This window comes from Pseudomonas sp. Eqa60, from assembly GCF_018326405.1.
GTDB lineage: Bacteria > Pseudomonadota > Gammaproteobacteria > Pseudomonadales > Pseudomonadaceae > Aquipseudomonas > Aquipseudomonas protegens.
This window is the reverse complement of record NZ_AP024342.1, coordinates 2,267,876-2,285,660: the sequence shown is the minus strand read 5'-3', so window position 1 is coordinate 2,285,660 and position 17,785 is coordinate 2,267,876. Positions and strand designations below refer to the sequence as shown.

16 protein-coding genes are annotated in these 17,785 nt (G+C 60.6%); 4 read left to right on the top strand and 12 right to left on the bottom strand.

What is annotated here, in order from left to right; genetic code table 11:
- Position 1 precedes the first annotated feature (1 nt).
- Positions 2 to 2,692, top strand: coding sequence for a DEAD/DEAH box helicase (locus KI242_RS10325; RefSeq protein ID WP_212806082.1), 2,691 nt, complete (start codon positions 2 to 4; stop codon positions 2,690 to 2,692).
- A 53-nt stretch (positions 2,693 to 2,745) separates the two neighbouring features.
- Here the strand turns inward: KI242_RS10325 and nagZ are convergent, their stop codons facing one another.
- Together nagZ and KI242_RS10315 are read right to left on the bottom strand one after the other, a co-directional pair.
- The gene (gene nagZ / locus KI242_RS10320) at positions 2,746 to 3,744 is read right to left on the bottom strand and encodes a beta-N-acetylhexosaminidase (protein WP_210671892.1); all 999 of its coding nucleotides are present in this window, start codon (positions 3,742 to 3,744) and stop codon (positions 2,746 to 2,748) included.
- A 181-nt stretch (positions 3,745 to 3,925) separates the two neighbouring features.
- The gene (locus tag KI242_RS10315) at positions 3,926 to 4,633 is read right to left on the bottom strand and encodes a TetR/AcrR family transcriptional regulator (protein ID WP_011060270.1); all 708 of its coding nucleotides are present in this window, start codon (positions 4,631 to 4,633) and stop codon (positions 3,926 to 3,928) included.
- A gap of 251 nt (positions 4,634 to 4,884) precedes the next feature.
- Between KI242_RS10315 and lexA the strand changes: the two genes are divergently transcribed.
- Positions 4,885 to 5,490, top strand: coding sequence for a transcriptional repressor LexA (lexA, locus tag KI242_RS10310; protein WP_011060269.1), 606 nt, complete (start codon positions 4,885 to 4,887; stop codon positions 5,488 to 5,490).
- Between the two features lie 10 nt (positions 5,491 to 5,500).
- Complete coding sequence (gene sulA, locus KI242_RS10305) at positions 5,501 to 5,974, top strand: SOS-induced cell division inhibitor SulA (RefSeq protein WP_011060268.1); 474 nt, start codon at positions 5,501 to 5,503, stop codon at positions 5,972 to 5,974.
- 106 nt (positions 5,975 to 6,080) lie between these two features.
- On the opposite strand, the gene KI242_RS10300 is transcribed toward sulA, so the two are convergent.
- The 10 genes from KI242_RS10300 to KI242_RS10255 form a co-directional block, all read right to left on the bottom strand.
- Positions 6,081 to 6,314: a hypothetical protein gene (locus tag KI242_RS10300; protein ID WP_011060267.1), complete on the bottom strand. Its 234-nt coding sequence runs from the start codon at positions 6,312 to 6,314 to the stop codon at positions 6,081 to 6,083.
- Positions 6,315 to 6,472: 158 nt separating this feature from the next.
- On the bottom strand, positions 6,473 to 7,030 hold the full coding sequence (locus KI242_RS10295; RefSeq protein WP_212806081.1) for a LemA family protein: 558 nt from the start codon (positions 7,028 to 7,030) through the stop codon (positions 6,473 to 6,475).
- A gap of 3 nt (positions 7,031 to 7,033) precedes the next feature.
- Positions 7,034 to 8,050, bottom strand: a complete 1,017-nt coding sequence (locus tag KI242_RS10290; protein WP_019095698.1) for a hypothetical protein — start codon at positions 8,048 to 8,050, stop codon at positions 7,034 to 7,036.
- Positions 8,050 to 9,084 carry a hypothetical protein gene (locus tag KI242_RS10285; RefSeq protein ID WP_212806080.1) on the bottom strand — a complete coding sequence of 345 codons (1,035 nt, stop codon included), beginning with the start codon at positions 9,082 to 9,084 and terminating at the stop codon, positions 8,050 to 8,052. Before KI242_RS10285 ends, KI242_RS10290 begins: the two co-directional genes overlap by 1 nt.
- Before the next feature lie 50 nt (positions 9,085 to 9,134).
- Positions 9,135 to 9,659, bottom strand: a complete 525-nt coding sequence (locus KI242_RS10280; protein ID WP_123430285.1) for a DUF6586 family protein — start codon at positions 9,657 to 9,659, stop codon at positions 9,135 to 9,137.
- Positions 9,660 to 9,823: 164 nt separating this feature from the next.
- On the bottom strand, positions 9,824 to 12,436 hold the full coding sequence (gene topA / locus KI242_RS10275; RefSeq protein ID WP_011060262.1) for a type I DNA topoisomerase: 2,613 nt from the start codon (positions 12,434 to 12,436) through the stop codon (positions 9,824 to 9,826).
- Positions 12,437 to 12,550: 114 nt separating this feature from the next.
- Positions 12,551 to 12,787 (bottom strand): DUF1653 domain-containing protein, encoded by a 237-nt coding sequence (locus KI242_RS10270; RefSeq protein ID WP_019093731.1) that lies wholly within the window; start codon positions 12,785 to 12,787, stop codon positions 12,551 to 12,553.
- 98 nt (positions 12,788 to 12,885) lie between these two features.
- Positions 12,886 to 14,061 carry an acetyl-CoA C-acyltransferase FadA gene (fadA, locus tag KI242_RS10265; RefSeq protein WP_011060261.1) on the bottom strand — a complete coding sequence of 392 codons (1,176 nt, stop codon included), beginning with the start codon at positions 14,059 to 14,061 and terminating at the stop codon, positions 12,886 to 12,888.
- A 28-nt stretch (positions 14,062 to 14,089) separates the two neighbouring features.
- A complete protein-coding gene (gene fadB, locus KI242_RS10260) occupies positions 14,090 to 16,237 on the bottom strand; it encodes a fatty acid oxidation complex subunit alpha FadB (RefSeq protein ID WP_011060260.1) in 2,148 nt (715 codons plus the stop codon).
- A gap of 558 nt (positions 16,238 to 16,795) precedes the next feature.
- The gene (locus KI242_RS10255; RefSeq protein ID WP_015634809.1) at positions 16,796 to 17,233 is read right to left on the bottom strand and encodes a hypothetical protein; all 438 of its coding nucleotides are present in this window, start codon (positions 17,231 to 17,233) and stop codon (positions 16,796 to 16,798) included.
- Positions 17,234 to 17,333: 100 nt separating this feature from the next.
- Here KI242_RS10255 and KI242_RS10250 point away from each other — a divergent pair, with 100 nt between their 5' ends.
- The gene (locus KI242_RS10250) at positions 17,334 to 17,771 is read left to right on the top strand and encodes a universal stress protein (protein WP_011060258.1); all 438 of its coding nucleotides are present in this window, start codon (positions 17,334 to 17,336) and stop codon (positions 17,769 to 17,771) included.
- Positions 17,772 to 17,785 lie beyond the last annotated feature (14 nt).

The window sequence follows — 17,785 nt, the reverse complement described above, 5'->3', positions numbered from 1 at the left end:
TATGACCCCGCCCCTGACCAAACCCCTGGCCCCCTCCTGGGTCAACCGCTTCAAGGAACAAGCCTTGGAGCGTGGCCGGCGCTACGCCCTGGAAAAACGCGTGCGCATCGCCACGGCCGGAGACAGCGCTATCACCGCCAGTTGCGAAGGCTCCGGTGGCACTATGTACCGGCAGACCATCACCCTGCGCGAATCGAGCAAGGGCAACCTGCTGCTGATCGACGCCCACTGCACCTGCCCAGTACGCAGCAACTGCAAGCACATCGCTGCGGTGCTGCTACAAGTGGAGGAAACCCTGGCCTACCCGGCGGCGGCCCAGGACGCCGAATTGCTGGAAAAGCTCTCCGCAGTCCTCGACAGCCGTCGCCCCGCCGCCCTGCCCCAGGTACTGCTGGAGGACGTGCACCCGGTGCCGCGGCTGTGGCTGGCAAGCATCGAGTTCAGCGCCTTCGAACCGCGCAACGGCAAGATGCAGCGCTACATCCAGCACCGCGCCGCACTGTCGTTCAACTACAGGGGCGAATACGCCAGCGGGCAGAAGAACACCGATGTGATCATCCGCCAGGAACACCAGAGCCTGCGCATCAAGCGCCAGCCCGAGCTGGAACAGGGCTGGCGCGAGCAATTGCGAGGCCTGGGCTTCAAGATCGCCACCCGGCAGAGCAAGGCACTGCCGGAAAGCGCCGGCGAGCTGTTCGAGATGGTCAACGACAGCGCCTGGCTGACCTTCACCCTCAACGAACTGCCCAAGCTGCGCAGCCAGGGCTGGGAGCTGCAGATCGACGAAGGCTTCGGCTTCGACCTGACGGCGGTGGACGACTGGTACGCCAGTGTCGACGAGGCCCCGGGCCGCGACTGGTTCGACCTGGAACTGGGGATCATCGTCAACGGCGAGCGCTTGAGCCTGCTGCCGATTTTGCTCAACCTGATGCGCTCGCACACCGAGATCCTCAATCCGGAGCGCCTGGCCAAGCGCCGCGACGACGAGCTGATCCTGGTGAACATTCCCAATCGGCCCAACTCCCTGCATGGCCCGCTGCAAGTGGCACTGCCCTATGGCCGCCTGAAGCCGGTACTGGCAACCCTGGGCGAGTTCTATCTGCAAGAACCCGGCGATACCACCCTGCGCTTGAGCAGCGCCGACGCCACCCGCCTCAACCCGTTGCAGGTCCTGCCACTGCTATGGGAAGGCGGCGAACACATTCGCACCTTCGCCCAGCGCCTGCGGGACATCCGCGACTACTCGGCGCCGGCGCCCCAGGGCCTGAACGCCACCCTGCGCCCCTATCAGCTCGAAGGCCTGAGCTGGATGCAGTCACTGCGCCAGCTGGAAGTGGGCGGCATCCTGGCCGACGACATGGGCCTGGGCAAGACCCTGCAAACCCTGGCGCACATACTCAGCGAGAAGAACGCCGGGCGCCTGGACCGCCCCTGCATGGTGGTAATGCCCACCAGCCTGATTCCCAACTGGCTAGACGAGGCCGCGCACTTCACCCCGCAGCTCAAGGTACTGGCGCTGTATGGCGCCGGGCGCAAGAAACACTTCGCCCAGCTGGGCGACCATGACTTGCTGCTGACCACCTATGCGCTGCTGCCCAAGGACATCGAACTGCTGGCGGCCCAGCCCCTGCATGTGCTGATCCTCGATGAGGCGCAGTACATCAAGAACCCGTCGAGCAAGGCCGCCCAGGCTGCTCGGGAACTCAATGCCCGGCAGCGCCTGTGCCTGTCCGGCACGCCGCTGGAAAACCATCTGGGGGAGCTCTGGTCGCTGTTCCACTTCCTCTTGCCGGGCTGGCTCGGCGATGCCAAGAGCTTCAACCGTGACTACCGGGTACCGATTGAAAAGCACGCCAGCGAAGTGCGCCTGCAGCACCTCAACGGCCGGATCAAGCCCTTCCTGCTGCGCCGTACCAAGGAGCAAGTGGCCACCGAACTGCCGCCCAAGACCGAGATCATCCACTGGGTCGAGCTCAACGAGGCGCAGCGTGATGTCTACGAAACCATGCGCCTGGCCATGGACAAGAAAGTACGCGACGAAATCACCCGCAAAGGTGTGGCGCGCAGCCAGATCATCATTCTTGAAGCCCTGCTCAAACTGCGCCAGGTGTGTTGCGACCTGCGCCTGGTCAACGACTCGCCACCCACACGGGGCAGCTCCTCAGGCAAGCTCGATAGCCTGATGGAAATGCTTGAAGAACTGTTCGAAGAGGGCCGGCGGATTCTGCTGTTCTCGCAGTTCACCTCGATGCTGAGCCTGATCGAGGCCGAGCTGAAGCGGCGCAACATCGCCTACGCCTTGCTCACCGGCCAGACCCGGGACCGGCGCACTCCGGTACGGGACTTCCAGAGCGGCAAACTGCAGATTTTCCTGATCAGCCTCAAGGCCGGTGGTGTCGGCCTCAACCTGACCGAAGCCGATACGGTGATTCACTACGACCCGTGGTGGAACCCGGCCACCGAGAGCCAGGCTACCGACCGCGCCTATCGCATCGGCCAGGAAAAACCCGTGTTCGTCTACAAGCTGATTGCCCGAGGTACGGTGGAAGAAAAGATCCAGCACCTGCAGCAGGAAAAATCGGACCTGGCGGCAGGCGTGCTTGATGGGCGCAAGGCCGGTGACTGGAAGCTGCAGAGCGACGACATCGAAGCCTTGTTCGCCCCACTGCCGGACAACAAGGGCGGCCGCTGAGACCGGCCAAGTGCGGGGCATCCAGAATTGCCCGGAGCCCCCTTGCGAAGTCGTCAGTCGATCAACTGGGCATCCTTGAGGGCACCCAGCGCCGCCAACCAACGCGGATCCTGCTTGTACTCGATATTGGCGAAGGCCTGGCCACGCATGCGCGCGATGCGTGGCGAAGGCTGCACCTTGAGGCGCTGCACGGCACTCAGGGCCAGCTCGGCGGCAGCACGGTCATTGCATACCAGCCCCATGTCGCAACCGGCGGTCAGCGCCGCTTCGATCCGGCTTGCCGCGTCCCCGACGACATGGGCGCCGGCCATGGACAGGTCATCGCTGAAGATCACCCCGTCAAATTGCAGCTCGCCACGCAGGATGTCCTGCAACCAGTAGCGCGAGAAGCCGGCCGGTTGAGGGTCGACTTGCGGATAGATGACGTGCGCAGGCATCACTGCCGCCAACCGCTTGCTCAGACGAGCAAAGGGCAACAGGTCCTTGGCACGGATTTCATCCAGACTGCGCTCGTCATTGGGGATCGCCACATGAGAGTCGGCCTCGGCCCAGCCGTGCCCGGGAAAGTGCTTGCCGGTAGCGGCCATGCCGGCGCTGTTCATACCGCGGATAAACGCACCGGCGAGCAACGCCGCCTGCTCGGGGTCGCCCTCGAACGCCCGGCTGCCCACCACCGCGCTGCGCTGGTGATCGAGGTCCAGTACCGGGGCGAAGCTCAGGTCCAGCCCCACCGCCAGCACCTCGGTGGCCATGACCCAGCCACACTGCTCGGCCAGGTACTCGGCATTCGGATTGTCGGCCAGGGCACGCATGGCCGGCAGGCGCATAAAGCCCTGGCGCAGACGCTGCACCCGGCCGCCCTCCTGGTCCACGGCCAACAACAGGTCCGGGCGAATCGCGCGAATCGCCGCACACAGCTCCCGCACCTGGCGCGGATGTTCGATATTGCGGGCAAAGATGATCAACCCACCGACCTGCGGCTGGCGCAGGAGTTGGCGATCTTCGGCCGTCAGCCAGGTACCGGCGACGTCCACCATCAAAGAGCCTTGCAGGCCAGCAGTCATAGAAATTCCTTAAGCACTACGATGGCTTCCAGGCAACGCTGATCGAGCCGCATCCGCATGGATGCAGCCGGGCCGAGCAGCATCGGCGCAGGGAAGGCACGGGATATAGAACGAGAATCGGCATGGGCGGCTAGCTTAGCGGATGTAAGCTGTCGCGCCCACCCGTGGGTCAGGCCTTGGCGGCTGCCGGGGCCGATTTGCTGCGCGGCTTGAGCTGGGCGCTGGCCATGGCTTCGTCGGTGACGCCGGTTTCGGCACGCATGCCCGCGGCGAGGAACGGCACCATCAGGCGCATCACCTGCTCGATGGAGGTATTGACCCCGAAATCGGTTTCGGCGATAGCCCGCAGCGCCTTGATCCCGGACATGCTGAACGCCGCAGCACCGAGCATGAAGTGCACGCGCCAGAACAGCTCGATGGGCGGAATACGCGGCGCCGCTTCGTTGACCAGCAGCATGTAGCGGCGGAACACCTTGCCGTACATGTCCTCCAGATAACGCCGCAAATGCCCCTGGCTCTGGCTGAACGCCAGCCCCAGCAGACGCATGAAGATCGACAGGTCGTTACCGCTGCGCGGCTGCACTACCAGGGCCTGCTCGACGAGGATCTCCAGCAGCTCTTCCAGGCTCGGCTTGTTCTCCGGCCTGGACTGGCGGCGCTCAAGCTCACGATCGAGACTGATGCAGAACGGGCCGAGGAAACGCGAGAATACCGCCTGGATCAAGGCCTTCTTGGACCCGAAATGATAGTTGACCGCTGCCAGGTTGACCCCGGCCTTGCTGGTGATCAGCCGCAATGAGGTTTCGGCAAAACCTTTTTCCGCGAACAACTGCTCGGCAGCATCGAGAATGCGTTCAACGGTTTCCGACTGGGCCATGGCTACTCCGCCTGACAAACACTTGTTTGAAACATACGTTTCAGGCGTTGCAATGTCAAGCCTGCCGGCCTCTGCGCAAGCCGTCCGGCGCGCTATTTAATCACACCTGCCGGCCACTGTAGCCAGCCTTCGGCGCAGGATTGCGGCCCCCGGATGACAACCGCTCGGCCGCCACAGGCAAAAGGAGGATTGCCAAGCGACGTTCACTGTATATAATCCCAGTCACTGTATAAAAAGACAGAGCGATCGACATGCTAAAACTGACGCCACGCCAAGCTGAGATTCTGGCTTTTATCAAACGCTGCCTCGAAGACAACGGCTACCCGCCCACCCGTGCGGAAATTGCCCAGGAACTGGGATTCAAATCGCCCAACGCCGCTGAGGAACACCTCAAGGCCCTGGCCCGCAAAGGCGCCATCGAGATGACCCCGGGTGCCTCCCGCGGAATCCGCATTCCCGGCTTCGAAGCCAAGGCCGACGATACCCTGCCGATCATTGGCCGTGTCGCCGCCGGTGCACCGATCCTGGCCCAGCAGCACATCGAAGAGTCCTGCAATATCAACCCGACCTTCTTCCACCCTCGCGCCGATTACCTGCTTCGCGTCCATGGCATGAGCATGAAGGACATCGGCATCTTCGACGGCGACCTGTTGGCGGTACACACCACTCGCGAGGCCCGCAATGGCCAGGTCGTGGTGGCGCGCATCGGTGATGAGGTCACGGTCAAGCGCTTCAAGCGCGAAGGCAGCAAGGTCTGGCTGATTGCCGAGAACCCTGAATTCGCCCCCATCGAAGTCAACCTGAAAGATCAGGATCTGGTGATCGAAGGCTTGAGTGTCGGCGTCATTCGCCGCTAAAGGAGGCTCCATGCAGTTCCCCCACACACCACAGCAAGCACAACTGCCACTGTTCGAGGCGTTCCTGGCCCAGCCATTGGCGCCCGCCCTCAAGGAAGTGGTCGAATCGCCCTGGAACAAAGATCCAGAAGCCTTCAGCGAGCTGTCGTTACGCGGCGCCGCCGGGAACTGCCTGAACCTATTGGCACCTATCCTTCGGGAACTCAGCCAGGACCAGGACGCGCGCTGGCTGACACTGATCGCCCCGCCCTCCAGCCTGACCCAAAGCTGGCTACGGGACGCCGGCCTGAATCGCGAGGGGATCCTGCTACTGCACCCCCGGGGCAATCAGAGCCCGCAACAGCTCGCCTGCGAGGCCCTGCGCCTGGGTCGCAGTCATACCGTAGTCAGCTGGTTGAACCCGTTGAGCGCCAGCGCCCGGCAACAGCTGATCAGCGCCGCACGGACTGGCGATGCGCAGAGCCTGAATATTCGCCTGGGATGAAACACCGGGAAAGCGTGGGATTTACGCTTGAATGACACAAGGCTTCTCCAGGATTGAGAAGCCGGAACAAATGCGACGGATGACAGGAGAAACCCGATAGACGGGCTTAGTGCAGAACCCGCGGGCCATCTTCCTTGTCAATTTCACCTTCAACCAATCGACCGGCCATCTGTACGCCGACGCTCAACATGGCCTTGGCCACTTCCACGTGCTGACCTTGCAGAAAGGCTTTGGCATCCTCGGAGAAATCCAAAGTAACCAGAGAACCCTCGTCCTCAGCTCTGCGCAGCTCGATACGGCCGTCTGGCAACTCGACAATTTCTAGAAAGGACGTTGGCATAAAGGTCTGGTCTCCACGAAAGGGCGGGATTATATCAGTCATCACCCCCGCCCCGCTCAGGATCTTGCAAGGGGGTCGTGCCCCCTCACCAGGAATTACTTCCCGATCCTTGCAATCAACACCTAGCCACACCGACCCCAAGCCCGCGCCAGCCCCCTTCAAAAATTCGGCTTGTATTCAAAACCCGCCGAGGCCTGGCTGTCGGAAAACGGCGTGATCAGCGACTTCTTCAGGGCCAACCGATTGACCAAGGAGCCGGGAAACATCTGAATGGAGTTGTTGAAGTGCTCCACATTCAGGTTGAACAGGGTAATCGCCCCACCGATATTGCCTTCCTGCTCGGCAACCTCACGCATCAGGTTGCTCAACAACTCGACGGACTTGAGGTCGGGGTAGGCCTCAAACGCAAGATTCAAACCGCCCAGCAAAGCCTTGGTGCCCTGGTCTACCGACTTGAGCGCATCACCGTCGGCTGCGGATGGCAAGCTACCAATGGCACTACGCAGCCCAACGATCTTTTCCAGCAACTGGCTTTCGTAGGCCTGGAAGCCAGCCACTTGCGGCTCCAGCATGTCCAGCACCTTGATCCTCTGGCGCTGGTAGGTCAGCACATCCGACCAGGCCCGCAGGGCACGGTTATGCGCACCGACAATCTTGTTGTAGTGCACATAGGCAAGAACGCCCAAGGCAATCGCGATGACCAGCAACAACTCCATACTCTACTGCTCCATTTCATCAGTGACCTTCAGCGGAAGATCGAAATTGTTGTCGTGCAGCTCCGCCAACTCATGCACCAGGGCCAGCACCGGAAACAGGTTAGGCAACGGCAGGCCCTGCTCGATATTGGCGTAGAAGCTCGGCAGATCGTCAAACGTGCCCGGATCCTTGTAGGCCATGACCTCGGCATCATCGAAGCTCAGACATAAATGGCCCTCGCTGGAGAATTCCAGATTCACCTTTTTCAGCCGCCGACGAAGTTCCAGCAAGAAAGCCAGGGTGGTGGGCGTTGCGAACTTCGCGCAAGCCAGCTCACTATCACCGGTGAAATTGAAGCTTCTGTTGAAGTCATCGGAAGTGGTCTCAAAGACTTTGCGCTTCTTGCTCTTGGTATTTGGCAGATCACTGCGCACCATCACCCCTCTGACCCAAGGAAAGTCCACCACCAGGCTGAAGCGATCGAAACTCTCATAGACCCGCTCGCTCTCGCCATCGGATTTGCGTTTGTAGTGGGAGTTCACGTAACGCAGATGGTGGAAGACAAAGGACAACTGATGCCGCGGGCCCTGGTAGGTCCCCCTGGCTGAAGCCTCGATACGGCGGCTGTCATTGCCGCGATCATAGTCGTCGAACTCACTGCTCAGTTGCGCGAAACGCTCATCGGCGGTTCCGCCCGGGTCCCAAAGGCCGTTACTGAGAAATGAACACTTACGGGCTATTTTCTGCGGCAACTCGTCTAACACGGCTTTACGGCCCATCCAGGTATACAAGGTGGCAAAACCCAGGCAGGCCGTCGCAAACCACATCAGCTCCACACCCGCCATGGCCGGGATCGCCGACACAATAGCCAGCATCAACAGCAGCCAGGACTGGGCATGATCGAACTCCAACCCTCCCCTGAAGGACTGGAGCCTGGCGATGACCCTCAATAGATCCTCGTTGCTCTTGGCTCGAGCCACCTCTGCATTGCTAGTGGCCAACAACTTCACCAACTCGGCATCGTGCTTGAGAAACTGCATTACATTTCCTTGATCAAGTTGCCAGCCTCAGGAACATCTGGAACAGCAGCAAGAGCATGGCTGTCATGCAACTGCGCCAACCGATGCACCAGCTCCAGCAGTGAATACAGCTTCGGCAACTCGATACCCGCCTTGATCCGCTCGCGAAAGACCGCCAGGTCACTCAGCGAGCCCGGATCGGCATGGGCAATGATGTCCGCATTATCAAAGCTCAGACAGAGCCGCCCTTGACTGGAAAATTCCAGATTGACCCGGTAAAGGTGGCGTGAAAGCTCCATCAGGAGGTCCAGGGTTGCTGGCCTGGCGAAGTGTTCGCAACAGGCCTGATCATTACCGCGCAGTACAAAGACCTGGTCGAAATCGTCGCGACCGGTCTTGAACGGCTGCCCCGCCAATGACACTTCCAGGGGACTGGAGCGAACCGTAATCTCTGTCACCCACGGGAAATCCAGCACCAGGCTGTAGCGGTTGTACGTGTCGTAGACAGTGCGATAGCTGCCGCCGGCACCACGCTCTTGCCTGGAATTGACGTACTGCAGATGGTGATACTCGAACGCCAAGGACTGGCGAGGCCCCTGGTAGACACCCAGGAGCGAGTCCTGGATATGGCGTCGCTCATTACCCCGCTGGTAATCGCTGAACTCGTTGTTCAGCCTTTTCAGGCGCCAGTCGGCACTGCTGTCGGACTCGCTCAAGCCATGATGAAACATTACGCACTTGCGCACGATGCTTGCCGCCAGATCAGTCAAGGAGCCAGAGGCCCCTTTGCTGACGTAATAGCTAAAGAAACACAGAGCCAGAAACACCCAGAACATCCCGCCCATGCCGTCCATCAGCAGCGCGACAGCCAGGGAGGCAAGCGCCAGGACCAGAAGCGTTATTGCCTGCACATGGTCGAATTCCAGACCGCCGGGGAATATCTCCAGCCTGTCGAGCACTTCCAGCAAGTCAGTATTGGACTGGGCACGAACCACTCGCACCCGGCAATCGTTCAGCAGGCGAAGCAGCGCCTGGTCACGCAAGAAGAACAGCATGAATCTTCCTTGATCAAATAGTCACGCCACCAATCAAGCAGCGCTCAGGATCAACACTCGTTAAGGCCATCCCTGAAACGAATGGCCAGGGCCTTGAGGTTCTGCCGCCAGCTTTCCAGCTCTTCCCGACTCAGTGCCTGCTCGGGCTCCTCTTCATCCAGATTGACCGCAATAATCAGTGGCTGGGTTACGTCGCCCTTGGGCTTGTGCGGCGCCTGTGGCGGCTGAAACAGCTCGCTGTAAGCAGACAGCAGTTGCGCCAGCCAGGTTTGCGGGCTGTGCGCCAATTCCACCAGCTCTGCCAGCTCGGGAATGGCAATGCTTTGCAGCACTTCACGATTGAGAATCTGCTCGACCCGGGCCGCATTGGCCTGCGGCAGCCGATAGAACCCGGCAATTTCATGGCACAGCCCCAGCAAGGCCCCGTACAGGTGGAACAGCACCGATTCGCGCCCCGCCTGGACCTGCGCCTGGGCATTCATGGCCCGCCCTTCCTCAGCGCGTGCCAGGGCTTCGAGCGACAGACCGGCAAAGTAGATTTTCTGATTGGTACGGGTATAGAGCTCGTGGGCCATATGGGCAGCCTCCACTGCGAAAAGAGAACCAGATGCAGACGGCACAGTTTCAGGGATCACTCCAGCTTGCCGCAAGCAAAAGAAAGGCCGCATGCCCCCTTGAAGGAGTCATGCGGCCCTGTTGGTTGCTACACCGAGATGCTAGCCCTCGGCAGGCCAAGCACTTAGCGCTTGTCTTCGACCTTCCATTTACCGCCGTCGTAGAAGGCACGCCAGCCGGTCGGCTTGCCGTCGACTTCGGTCTGCACGTACTGCTCCTTGGTCTTGCGGCTGTAACGCACCACCGCAGGGCGGCCGTCCGGGTCCTTCTGCGGAGCTTCGCAGAGGAAGTGGTACTTGGGATCGATCTCATCCTTGTGCGGGATCAGTTCCAGCACCAACGGCGCACGGGTCTCGCGGTTTTTCGGGAACTGACTGGCCGCCAGGAACAGGCCCGAAGCGCCATCGCGCAGGATGTAGGTGTCGTTGACCTTCTCGCACTTGAGCTCGGGCATCTTCACCGGGTCCATCTTCGGCGGCGCCGCGTCACCGCTTTTCAGCAGCTTGCGAGTGTTCTTGCAGGTCGGGTTGGTGCAACCGAAGAACTTGCCGAAACGGCCGGTCTTGAGCTGCATCTCGCTGCCGCACTTATCACACTCCAGGCTCGGGCCTTCATACCCCTTGATCCGGTAGCTGCCCTCTTCGATCTCGTAGCCGGCGCAATCCGGGTTGTTACCGCAGATGTGCAGCTTGCGCTTTTCGTCCAGCAGGTAGGCATCCATCGCCGTACTGCAGATCGGGCAACGATGCTTGCCGCGCAGCACCAGGGATTCGGACTCGCCCTCGTCATCCGCGGCGATCTCGTCGCCCGGCACCAGGTTGACGGTGGCCTTGCAACGCTCCTTGGGTGGCAGGCTGTAGCCCGAGCAGCCGAGGAACACGCCGGTGGAGGCGGTACGGATCTGCATTGGCCGGCCGCAGGTCTGGCATGGGATATCGGTCATTACCGGCTGGTTGGCGCGCATGCCGCTTTCGGCGCCCTCGGCCACTTCGAGCTTCTTCTTGAAGTCACCGTAGAATTCGTCGAGGACGTTCTTCCAGTCGCGCTCGCCCTGGGCTACGTCATCGAGATTCTCTTCCATGCCGGCGGTGAAGCCGTAGTCCATGAGGTTGGAGAAGCTCTCGGAAAGGCGCTCAGTGACGATGTCGCCCATCTTTTCCGAATAGAAACGACGGTTGTGCAGGGTCACATAGCCGCGATCCTGGATGGTCGAAATGATTGCCGCATAGGTCGAAGGACGACCAATGCCGCGCTTTTCCATTTCCTTCACCAGGCTGGCTTCGGAGTAACGCGCCGGGGGCTTGGTGAAGTGCTGGCTCGGATCGAGCTTGATCAGCTTCAGCACTTCGCCCTGGGCCATTTCCGGCAGCACATCGTCATCGCCCGGCTTGGCCATCTGCGGCATGACCCGGGTGTAACCGTCGAACTTGAGGATGCGGCCCTTGGCACGCAGCTCGAAGTCGCCAGCGGCGACGCTGACGGTGGTGGACAGGTATTGCGCCGGCAGCATCTGGCAGGCGACGAACTGGCGCCAGATCAGCTCGTAGAGGCGCTCAGCGTCACGTTCCATGCCCGACAGCTTGCTTGGGTGGGTGTTCACATCGGACGGACGAATCGCTTCGTGCGCCTCCTGGGCCCCTTCCTTGCTGCTGTAGACATTGGGCGAAGCCGGCAGGTACTTGTTGCCGAACTCGTCTTCGATATAGGTACGCGCCATCGCCACGGCATCGGCCGAGAGGTTGGTGGAGTCGGTACGCATATAGGTGATGTAGCCGGCTTCATACAGACGCTGGGCCATCATCATGGTCTTCTTCACGCCGAAGCCCAGGCGATTGCTCGCAGCCTGCTGCAGGGTGGAGGTGATGAACGGCGCCGATGGCTTGCTGCTGGTGGGCTTGTCTTCACGCTTGGCGACGCTGTAGGCCGAGGCCTTGAGCTTCTCCAGGGCGGCCATGGCCTGTGCTTCGTTGAGCGGCTTGAAGGCTTCACCGTTTTCACGGGCTACTTCAAAACGCACATTCGAGCCCTTGGCAGTGCCCAGGTCAGCGTGTACTTCCCAGTATTCTTCCGGGATGAAGGCACGAATCTCACGCTCGCGCTCCACCACCAGCTTCACGGCTACCGACTGCACGCGACCGGCAGACAGGCCACGGGCGATCTTCGCCCACAGCAGCGGCGAAACCATGTAGCCCACCACGCGGTCGAGGAAGCGTCGCGCCTGCTGGGCATTGACTCGATCAATGTCCAGCTCGCCCGGCTGGGAGAAGGCTTCCTGGATCGCCTTCTTGGTGATTTCGTTGAACACCACGCGCTTGTAGCGGCTGTCATCACCGCCAATGGCTTCCCGCAGGTGCCAGGCAATGGCCTCCCCTTCGCGGTCCAAGTCCGTTGCGAGATAGATGGTGTCGGCATCCTTGGCAAGGCGGCGCAGCTCTTCGATGACCTTTTCCTTGCCAGGGAGGATTTCGTACTTGGCTTTCCAGCCGTGCTCGGGATCGACGCCCATGCGCGACACCAGCTGCTTGCGAGCCTTTTCCTTCGGCGACAGAGCCGGGGCTTCGCCCGCAGCGGCCTTGCCACGCTTGGCGGCTGGCTCCTTGGCGGCACTTGCCGAACCGCTGGTGGGCAGGTCTCGGATATGGCCGATACTCGACTTCACCACGTATTGGTTACCCAAGTACTTGTTGATGGTCTTGGCCTTAGCCGGGGATTCCACAATGACCAGCGATTTGCCCATGGATCAGAAAATTCCTGAATTCGAGAAGTGAAAGGCGGTTGGCGCCTGACGCGGCACCGCTATATATAGTGGCAACAGGGTGAGGTCAAGCGCAGGGTACTGCGCGACCTGTACTCATGCCGGTGAAAAAAGACTGGGTTCGGCCTGCACCAAAGCAAAGCGCGGGACCTGCTCGCCGTCAACTTCGACCGACTCCAGGAACATGCTCAAGGGCCGCACCCAAAAGCCGTAATCCCCATACAGGGCTTGGTAGAACACCACTTCTTCTTCCGTTTCCGAGTGCCGCGCCACGCTGAAAACGCGGTACTGCGGCCCCTTGTAATGCTGATAGAGCCCGGGTTGTAACTGCATGCTCTGGCCCTCGTGCAATTTTTTCAAAATAAAGACAAACAAATCTTCAGAAAAACAAAAACCGGGGCACTGGGCCCCGGCTTCCATCAACCCAACGCTTAAACGCGTTCGAAGACGGTCGAGATACCCTGGCCAAGGCCGATGCACATGGTGGACACCCCGAAGGTGCCGCCATTCTGCTTCATGACGTTGAGCAGGGTCCCGGAGATACGTGCGCCGGAGCAACCGAACGGGTGACCCAGGGCGATCGCGCCGCCGTGCAGGTTAACCTTCTCGTTCATCTTGTCGAGCACTTTCAGATCTTTCAGCACTGGCAGGGCCTGTGCAGCGAAAGCTTCGTTGAGCTCGAAGAAGTCGATATCGTTGATGCCCAGGCCCGCGCGCTTCAGGGCTTTCTGCGTGGCCGGTACTGGACCATAGCCCATGATGGCCGGATCCACACCTGCAACGGCCATCGAACGAATCACCGCCATCGGCTGGATACCCAGGTCCTGGGCACGCTGGGCCGACATCACGATCATGCACGAAGCACCGTCGGTGATCTGCGACGAAGTACCGGCAGTCACGGTACCACCTTTAGGGTTGAACGCCGGCTTCAGGGCCGCCAGGCTCTCCAGGGTGGTCTCGGGACGGATGGTTTCGTCGTAGTCGAACAGTTTCAGGAAACCGTTCTCGTCGTAACCCTGCATCGGGATGATTTCATCCTTGAACTTGCCTTCCACAGTCGCCTTGTGGGCGAGCTGATGGGAGCGCACGCCAAAGGCGTCCTGCTGCTCACGGGTGATGCCGTGCATCTTGCCCAGCATCTCGGCGGTCAGGCCCATCATGCCGGAGGCTTTGGCTGCGTACAGGGACATGTGCGGGTTCGGATCGACACCGTGCATCATGCTCACGTGGCCCATGTGCTCGACGCCGCCGACCACGAACACGTCACCGTTGCCGGTCATGATCGCTTGCGCGGCAGTGTGCAAAGCACTCATGGACGAGCCACACAGGCGGCTGACGGTCTGGCCGGCCGAGGTGTGCGGGATCTGGGTCATCAGCGACGCCATGCGTGCGATGTTCCAGCCCTGCTCCAGGGTCTGGTTGACGCAGCCCCAGATCACATCCTCGACTTCCGCCGGGTCGACCTTGGCGTTGCGTTCCAGCAGTTTGCTGATCAGGTGCGCCGACATGTCTTCGGCGCGGGTGTTGCGGTGCATGCCGCCCTTGGAGCGGCCCATCGGAGTACGACCGAAGTCGACAATCACGACGTCTCTAGGATTCAAGCTCATATGTTCACTCTCGCTCTAGTGTGGGCGCTTAACCGAAGAAGCTCTGGCCGTTCTTGGCCATTTCACGCAGCTTCGCGGTCGGGTGGTACAGCGCGCCCAGATCGGCGTACTGGTCGGCCAGGGCAACGAACTCGGCAACACCGATGGAATCGATGTAGCGCAGCGCACCGCCACGGAATGGAGGGAAACCAATGCCGTAGACCAGGCCCATGTCAGCTTCGGCAGCGGTTTCAACGATGCCGTCTTCCAGGCAACGAACGGTTTCCAGGCACAACGGGATCATCATCCAGTTGATGATGTCTTCGTCGGTGACTTCACGCTGCTCGTAAACAATCGGCTTGAGCACTTCCAGCACCGACGGATCGGCCACCTTCTTCTGCTTGCCCTTCTTGTCGGTTTCGTAGGCGTAGAAGCCCTTGCCATTCTTCTGGCCCAGGCGCTTGGCTTCGTAGAGCACGTCCACGGCCGAGCGGCGATCGTCCTTCATGCGATCCGGGAAGCCTTCGGCCATGACATCGCGACCGTGGTGGCCGGTGTCGATGCCAACCACGTCCATCAGGTACGCCGGGCCCATTGGCCAGCCGAATTTCTCCATGATCTTGTCGATGCGCACGAAGTCCACACCGGCGCTGACCAGCTTGGCGAAACCGCCGAAGTACGGGAACAGCACGCGGTTGACCAAAAAGCCCGGGCAGTCATTGACCACGATCGGGTTCTTGCCCATTTTCTTGGCGTAGGCAACGGTGGTGGCAACGGCCAGCTCGCTGGACTTCTCGCCACGGATCACTTCCACCAGCGGCATCATGTGCACCGGGTTGAAGAAGTGCATGCCGACGAAGTTTTCCGGACGCTTGAGGGCCTTGGCCAGCAGGCTGATGGAAATGGTCGAGGTGTTGGACGCCAGGATGGTGTCCTCCTTGACCTGGCCTTCCACTTCAGCCAGCACGATCTGCTTGACCTTGGGGTTCTCGACCACGGCTTCAACCACCAGGTCGACGTTGCCGAAGTCACCGTAGGACAGGGTCGGACGAATGCCGTTGAGCACTTCAGCCATCTTCGCGGCGGTCATGCGGCCTTTGTCAACGCGGCCCACCAGCAGTTTCGCGGCTTCCGCCAGACCCTGCTCGATGCCGTGTTCGTTGATGTCCTTCATCAGGATCGGCGTGCCTTTGGAGGCCGACTGGTAGGCGATGCCGCCACCCATGATACCGGCGCCGAGTACGGCGGCCTGCTTCACGTCCTTGGCGATTTCGTCGTAGGCCTTGGCCTTTTTCTTCAGTTCCTGATCGTTCAGGAACAGGCCGATCAGGCTTTGCGCAGCAGAGGTCTTGGCCAGTTTGACGAAGCCGGCGGCCTCTACTTCCAAGGCTTTGTCGCGGCCAAAGTTGGCGGCTTTCTGAATGGTCTTGATCGCTTCGACCGGTGCCGGGTAGTTCGGGCCAGCCTGGCCGGCCACGAAACCTTTGGCGGTTTCGAAAGCCATCATCTGCTCAATGGCGTTGAGCTTGAGCTTTTCCAGCTTAGGCTGGCGCTTGGCCTTGTAGTCGAACTCGCCGGAAATGGCGCGCTTGACCAGGGCCAGAGCGGCGTCCTTGAGTTTGTCGGGAGCAACCACGGCGTCGACGGCACCGACTTTCAGCGCGTCTTCAGCACGGTTTTCCTTGCCGGCGGCAATCCACTCGATGGCGTTGTCGGCACCGATCAGACGCGGCAGGCGCACGGTACCGCCGAAGCCCGGGTAGATGCCCAGCTTGACTTCCGGCAGGCCGATCTTGGCACTGGCAGCCATGACGCGGTAGTCCGCCGCCAGGCACATTTCCAGGCCGCCGCCCAGGGCGATGCCGTTGATCGCGGCAACGGTTGGCACGTTGAGGTCTTCGAAATCGCTGAAGATCTTGTTGGCTTCGAGGTTGCCTGCCACCAGCTCGGCATCCGGCAGCTTGAAGTTGTCGACAAACTCGGTGATGTCGGCGCCGACGATGAACACGTCCTTGCCGCTGCTGACGATCACGCCCTTGATCGAAGCATCTGCCTTGATGGTGTCAACAGCCTGACGCAATTCGTTCAGGGTTAGACGGTTGAACTTGTTGACGGACTCACCCTTGAGGTCGAAATTCAATTCGACGATGCCACTTTCAAGAGCCTTAACCGTGATGGCTTTACCTTCGTAAATCATCAACTGATCTCCACGATATGGAAGCTGAACAGTACACGTCGGACGCTGACTTCTGGCATGGCACTAACGTCACCGTCGATGCTAACGCCAATCCGCCAGGCACACCCGCCAACGCGATAGTCGGGATTCTGTATAGAGCCGCCTGCGATGCAAACGCTCATTTCATACGCCCGTTTGATTTGGGTACGCCACATTCAGGGAAAATCCAGCAATTGTCAATCGTCCAAAATGCTGTTTGAAACGCGACTTTGCGGTCACTCCATTGCTCCCTGGACGATCAACACGCCCCTGCATTCATAACCATTCATAGGATCTATATTTAGAAAATGCGCCCTAAATCTCCCACTGAATGGGAGAAAGAGCGACTACGCTGGGAAAATATCTGAAGAAGCCGCACAGTTTGTGCGACAGGGGCACCGCCCCATTCTGCAAGAGGCCACCCCGGGTGGCAGCCACGAGATTACCGGCCTGCCTGGCCATCCCCGCCCGATGCTGATATCGGGCTTTTTATTGCCGGCTGCCCGCGATTGCCGCGCGCCCCCCCCCCCCCTGGATGACTCAGGCCAACGCCTTGAGCACCGAGGCAATATCCTGCAAAACACTGACCTCGCCGCGCTCGTTCCAGTACAGGGCAATCATCTGCTTGTCCGCCTCGACCTTGAACACCCCTGCCGGCAAGGCCTGGAAGTGCTTGAGCAGTGGCTCATCGACACAGGGCTCGCGCCACTGGTTGACCCAGTTGCCCGGCGCGATCTGCCAATAACTCCAACACACAGGCTGCCCGCTGCGCCGTGGCCGGTGATACTGCGGGCAAGGGTTGGGCGGCTCCTGGCCCAGCCAGTGCGGCCACTCCTGAGGGGCCAGTTGCATGGCCAGGCCCATGCGTCGCGCCTCCATGCGCAAGGCGATCAACCCGCTCTGGCGACGAGAAGGTCGCAACCACGCCAGCGGACTGAGAACTACCGCAAGGATTGACACCACTATCCAGACCGTCATATCTGTACTCTCGATTTTTGATGAGCGGGACCTGGGTCAAACCAACCCGCTTGAAACCAGCCATACTTGAAGCTATTGCAACCCTCAGGAGGAGCACCTCATGCCCTACCACCATATTCTGGTCGCCGTAGATCTAACCGAAGAGTGCGATCCTGTTATCCACCGTGCTCGCGAACTGTCGGTGAGCAATGGAGCCAAGCTGTCCCTGGTGCACATTGTCGAACCCATGGCCATGGCCTTCGGGGGCGACGTCCCCATGGATCTTTCGCAATTGCAGCAGCAACAGTTCGACCAGGCCCGGGAGCGTCTTGATCGGCTGATCAACAAGTACCCGGAGCTGACCAAGGAATACAGCCACCTGACCTACGGCCAGCCGCGCCAGGAAATCCATCACCTGGCCAAGGAACAGGAATGCGACCTGATCGTGGTCGGCAGCCACGGCCGACATGGCCTGGCCCTGCTACTGGGCTCCACCGCCAATGACGTCCTGCACGGCGCGCCTTGCGACGTGCTGGCCGTGCACCTGGTCAAACGCTGAACCCGCCCCGAGGG

Excerpts from the sequence above, each read along its gene's own strand:
- KI242_RS10285 (WP_212806080.1), bottom strand. The coding sequence starts at position 9,084 with ATGCTGTTCTTCTTGCGTGACCAGGCGCTGCTTCGCCTGCTGAACGAT.
- KI242_RS10250 (WP_011060258.1), top strand. The coding sequence starts at position 17,334 with ATGCCCTACCACCATATTCTGGTCGCCGTAGATCTAACCGAAGAGTGC.
- fadB (WP_011060260.1), bottom strand. The coding sequence starts at position 16,237 with ATGATTTACGAAGGTAAAGCCATCACGGTTAAGGCTCTTGAAAGTGGC.
- fadA (WP_011060261.1), bottom strand. The coding sequence starts at position 14,061 with ATGAGCTTGAATCCTAGAGACGTCGTGATTGTCGACTTCGGTCGTACT.
- sulA (WP_011060268.1), top strand. The coding sequence starts at position 5,501 with ATGCAGTTCCCCCACACACCACAGCAAGCACAACTGCCACTGTTCGAG.
- KI242_RS10255 (WP_015634809.1), bottom strand. The coding sequence starts at position 17,233 with ATGACGGTCTGGATAGTGGTGTCAATCCTTGCGGTAGTTCTCAGTCCG.
- KI242_RS10315 (WP_011060270.1), bottom strand. The coding sequence starts at position 4,633 with ATGGCCCAGTCGGAAACCGTTGAACGCATTCTCGATGCTGCCGAGCAG.
- KI242_RS10300 (WP_011060267.1), bottom strand. The coding sequence starts at position 6,314 with ATGCCAACGTCCTTTCTAGAAATTGTCGAGTTGCCAGACGGCCGTATC.
- KI242_RS10325 (WP_212806082.1), top strand. The coding sequence starts at position 2 with ATGACCCCGCCCCTGACCAAACCCCTGGCCCCCTCCTGGGTCAACCGC.
- KI242_RS10290 (WP_019095698.1), bottom strand. The coding sequence starts at position 8,050 with ATGCAGTTTCTCAAGCACGATGCCGAGTTGGTGAAGTTGTTGGCCACT.
- KI242_RS10295 (WP_212806081.1), bottom strand. The coding sequence starts at position 7,030 with ATGGAGTTGTTGCTGGTCATCGCGATTGCCTTGGGCGTTCTTGCCTAT.
- topA (WP_011060262.1), bottom strand. The coding sequence starts at position 12,436 with ATGGGCAAATCGCTGGTCATTGTGGAATCCCCGGCTAAGGCCAAGACC.
- KI242_RS10270 (WP_019093731.1), bottom strand. The coding sequence starts at position 12,787 with ATGCAGTTACAACCCGGGCTCTATCAGCATTACAAGGGGCCGCAGTAC.
- KI242_RS10280 (WP_123430285.1), bottom strand. The coding sequence starts at position 9,659 with ATGGCCCACGAGCTCTATACCCGTACCAATCAGAAAATCTACTTTGCC.
- lexA (WP_011060269.1), top strand. The coding sequence starts at position 4,885 with ATGCTAAAACTGACGCCACGCCAAGCTGAGATTCTGGCTTTTATCAAA.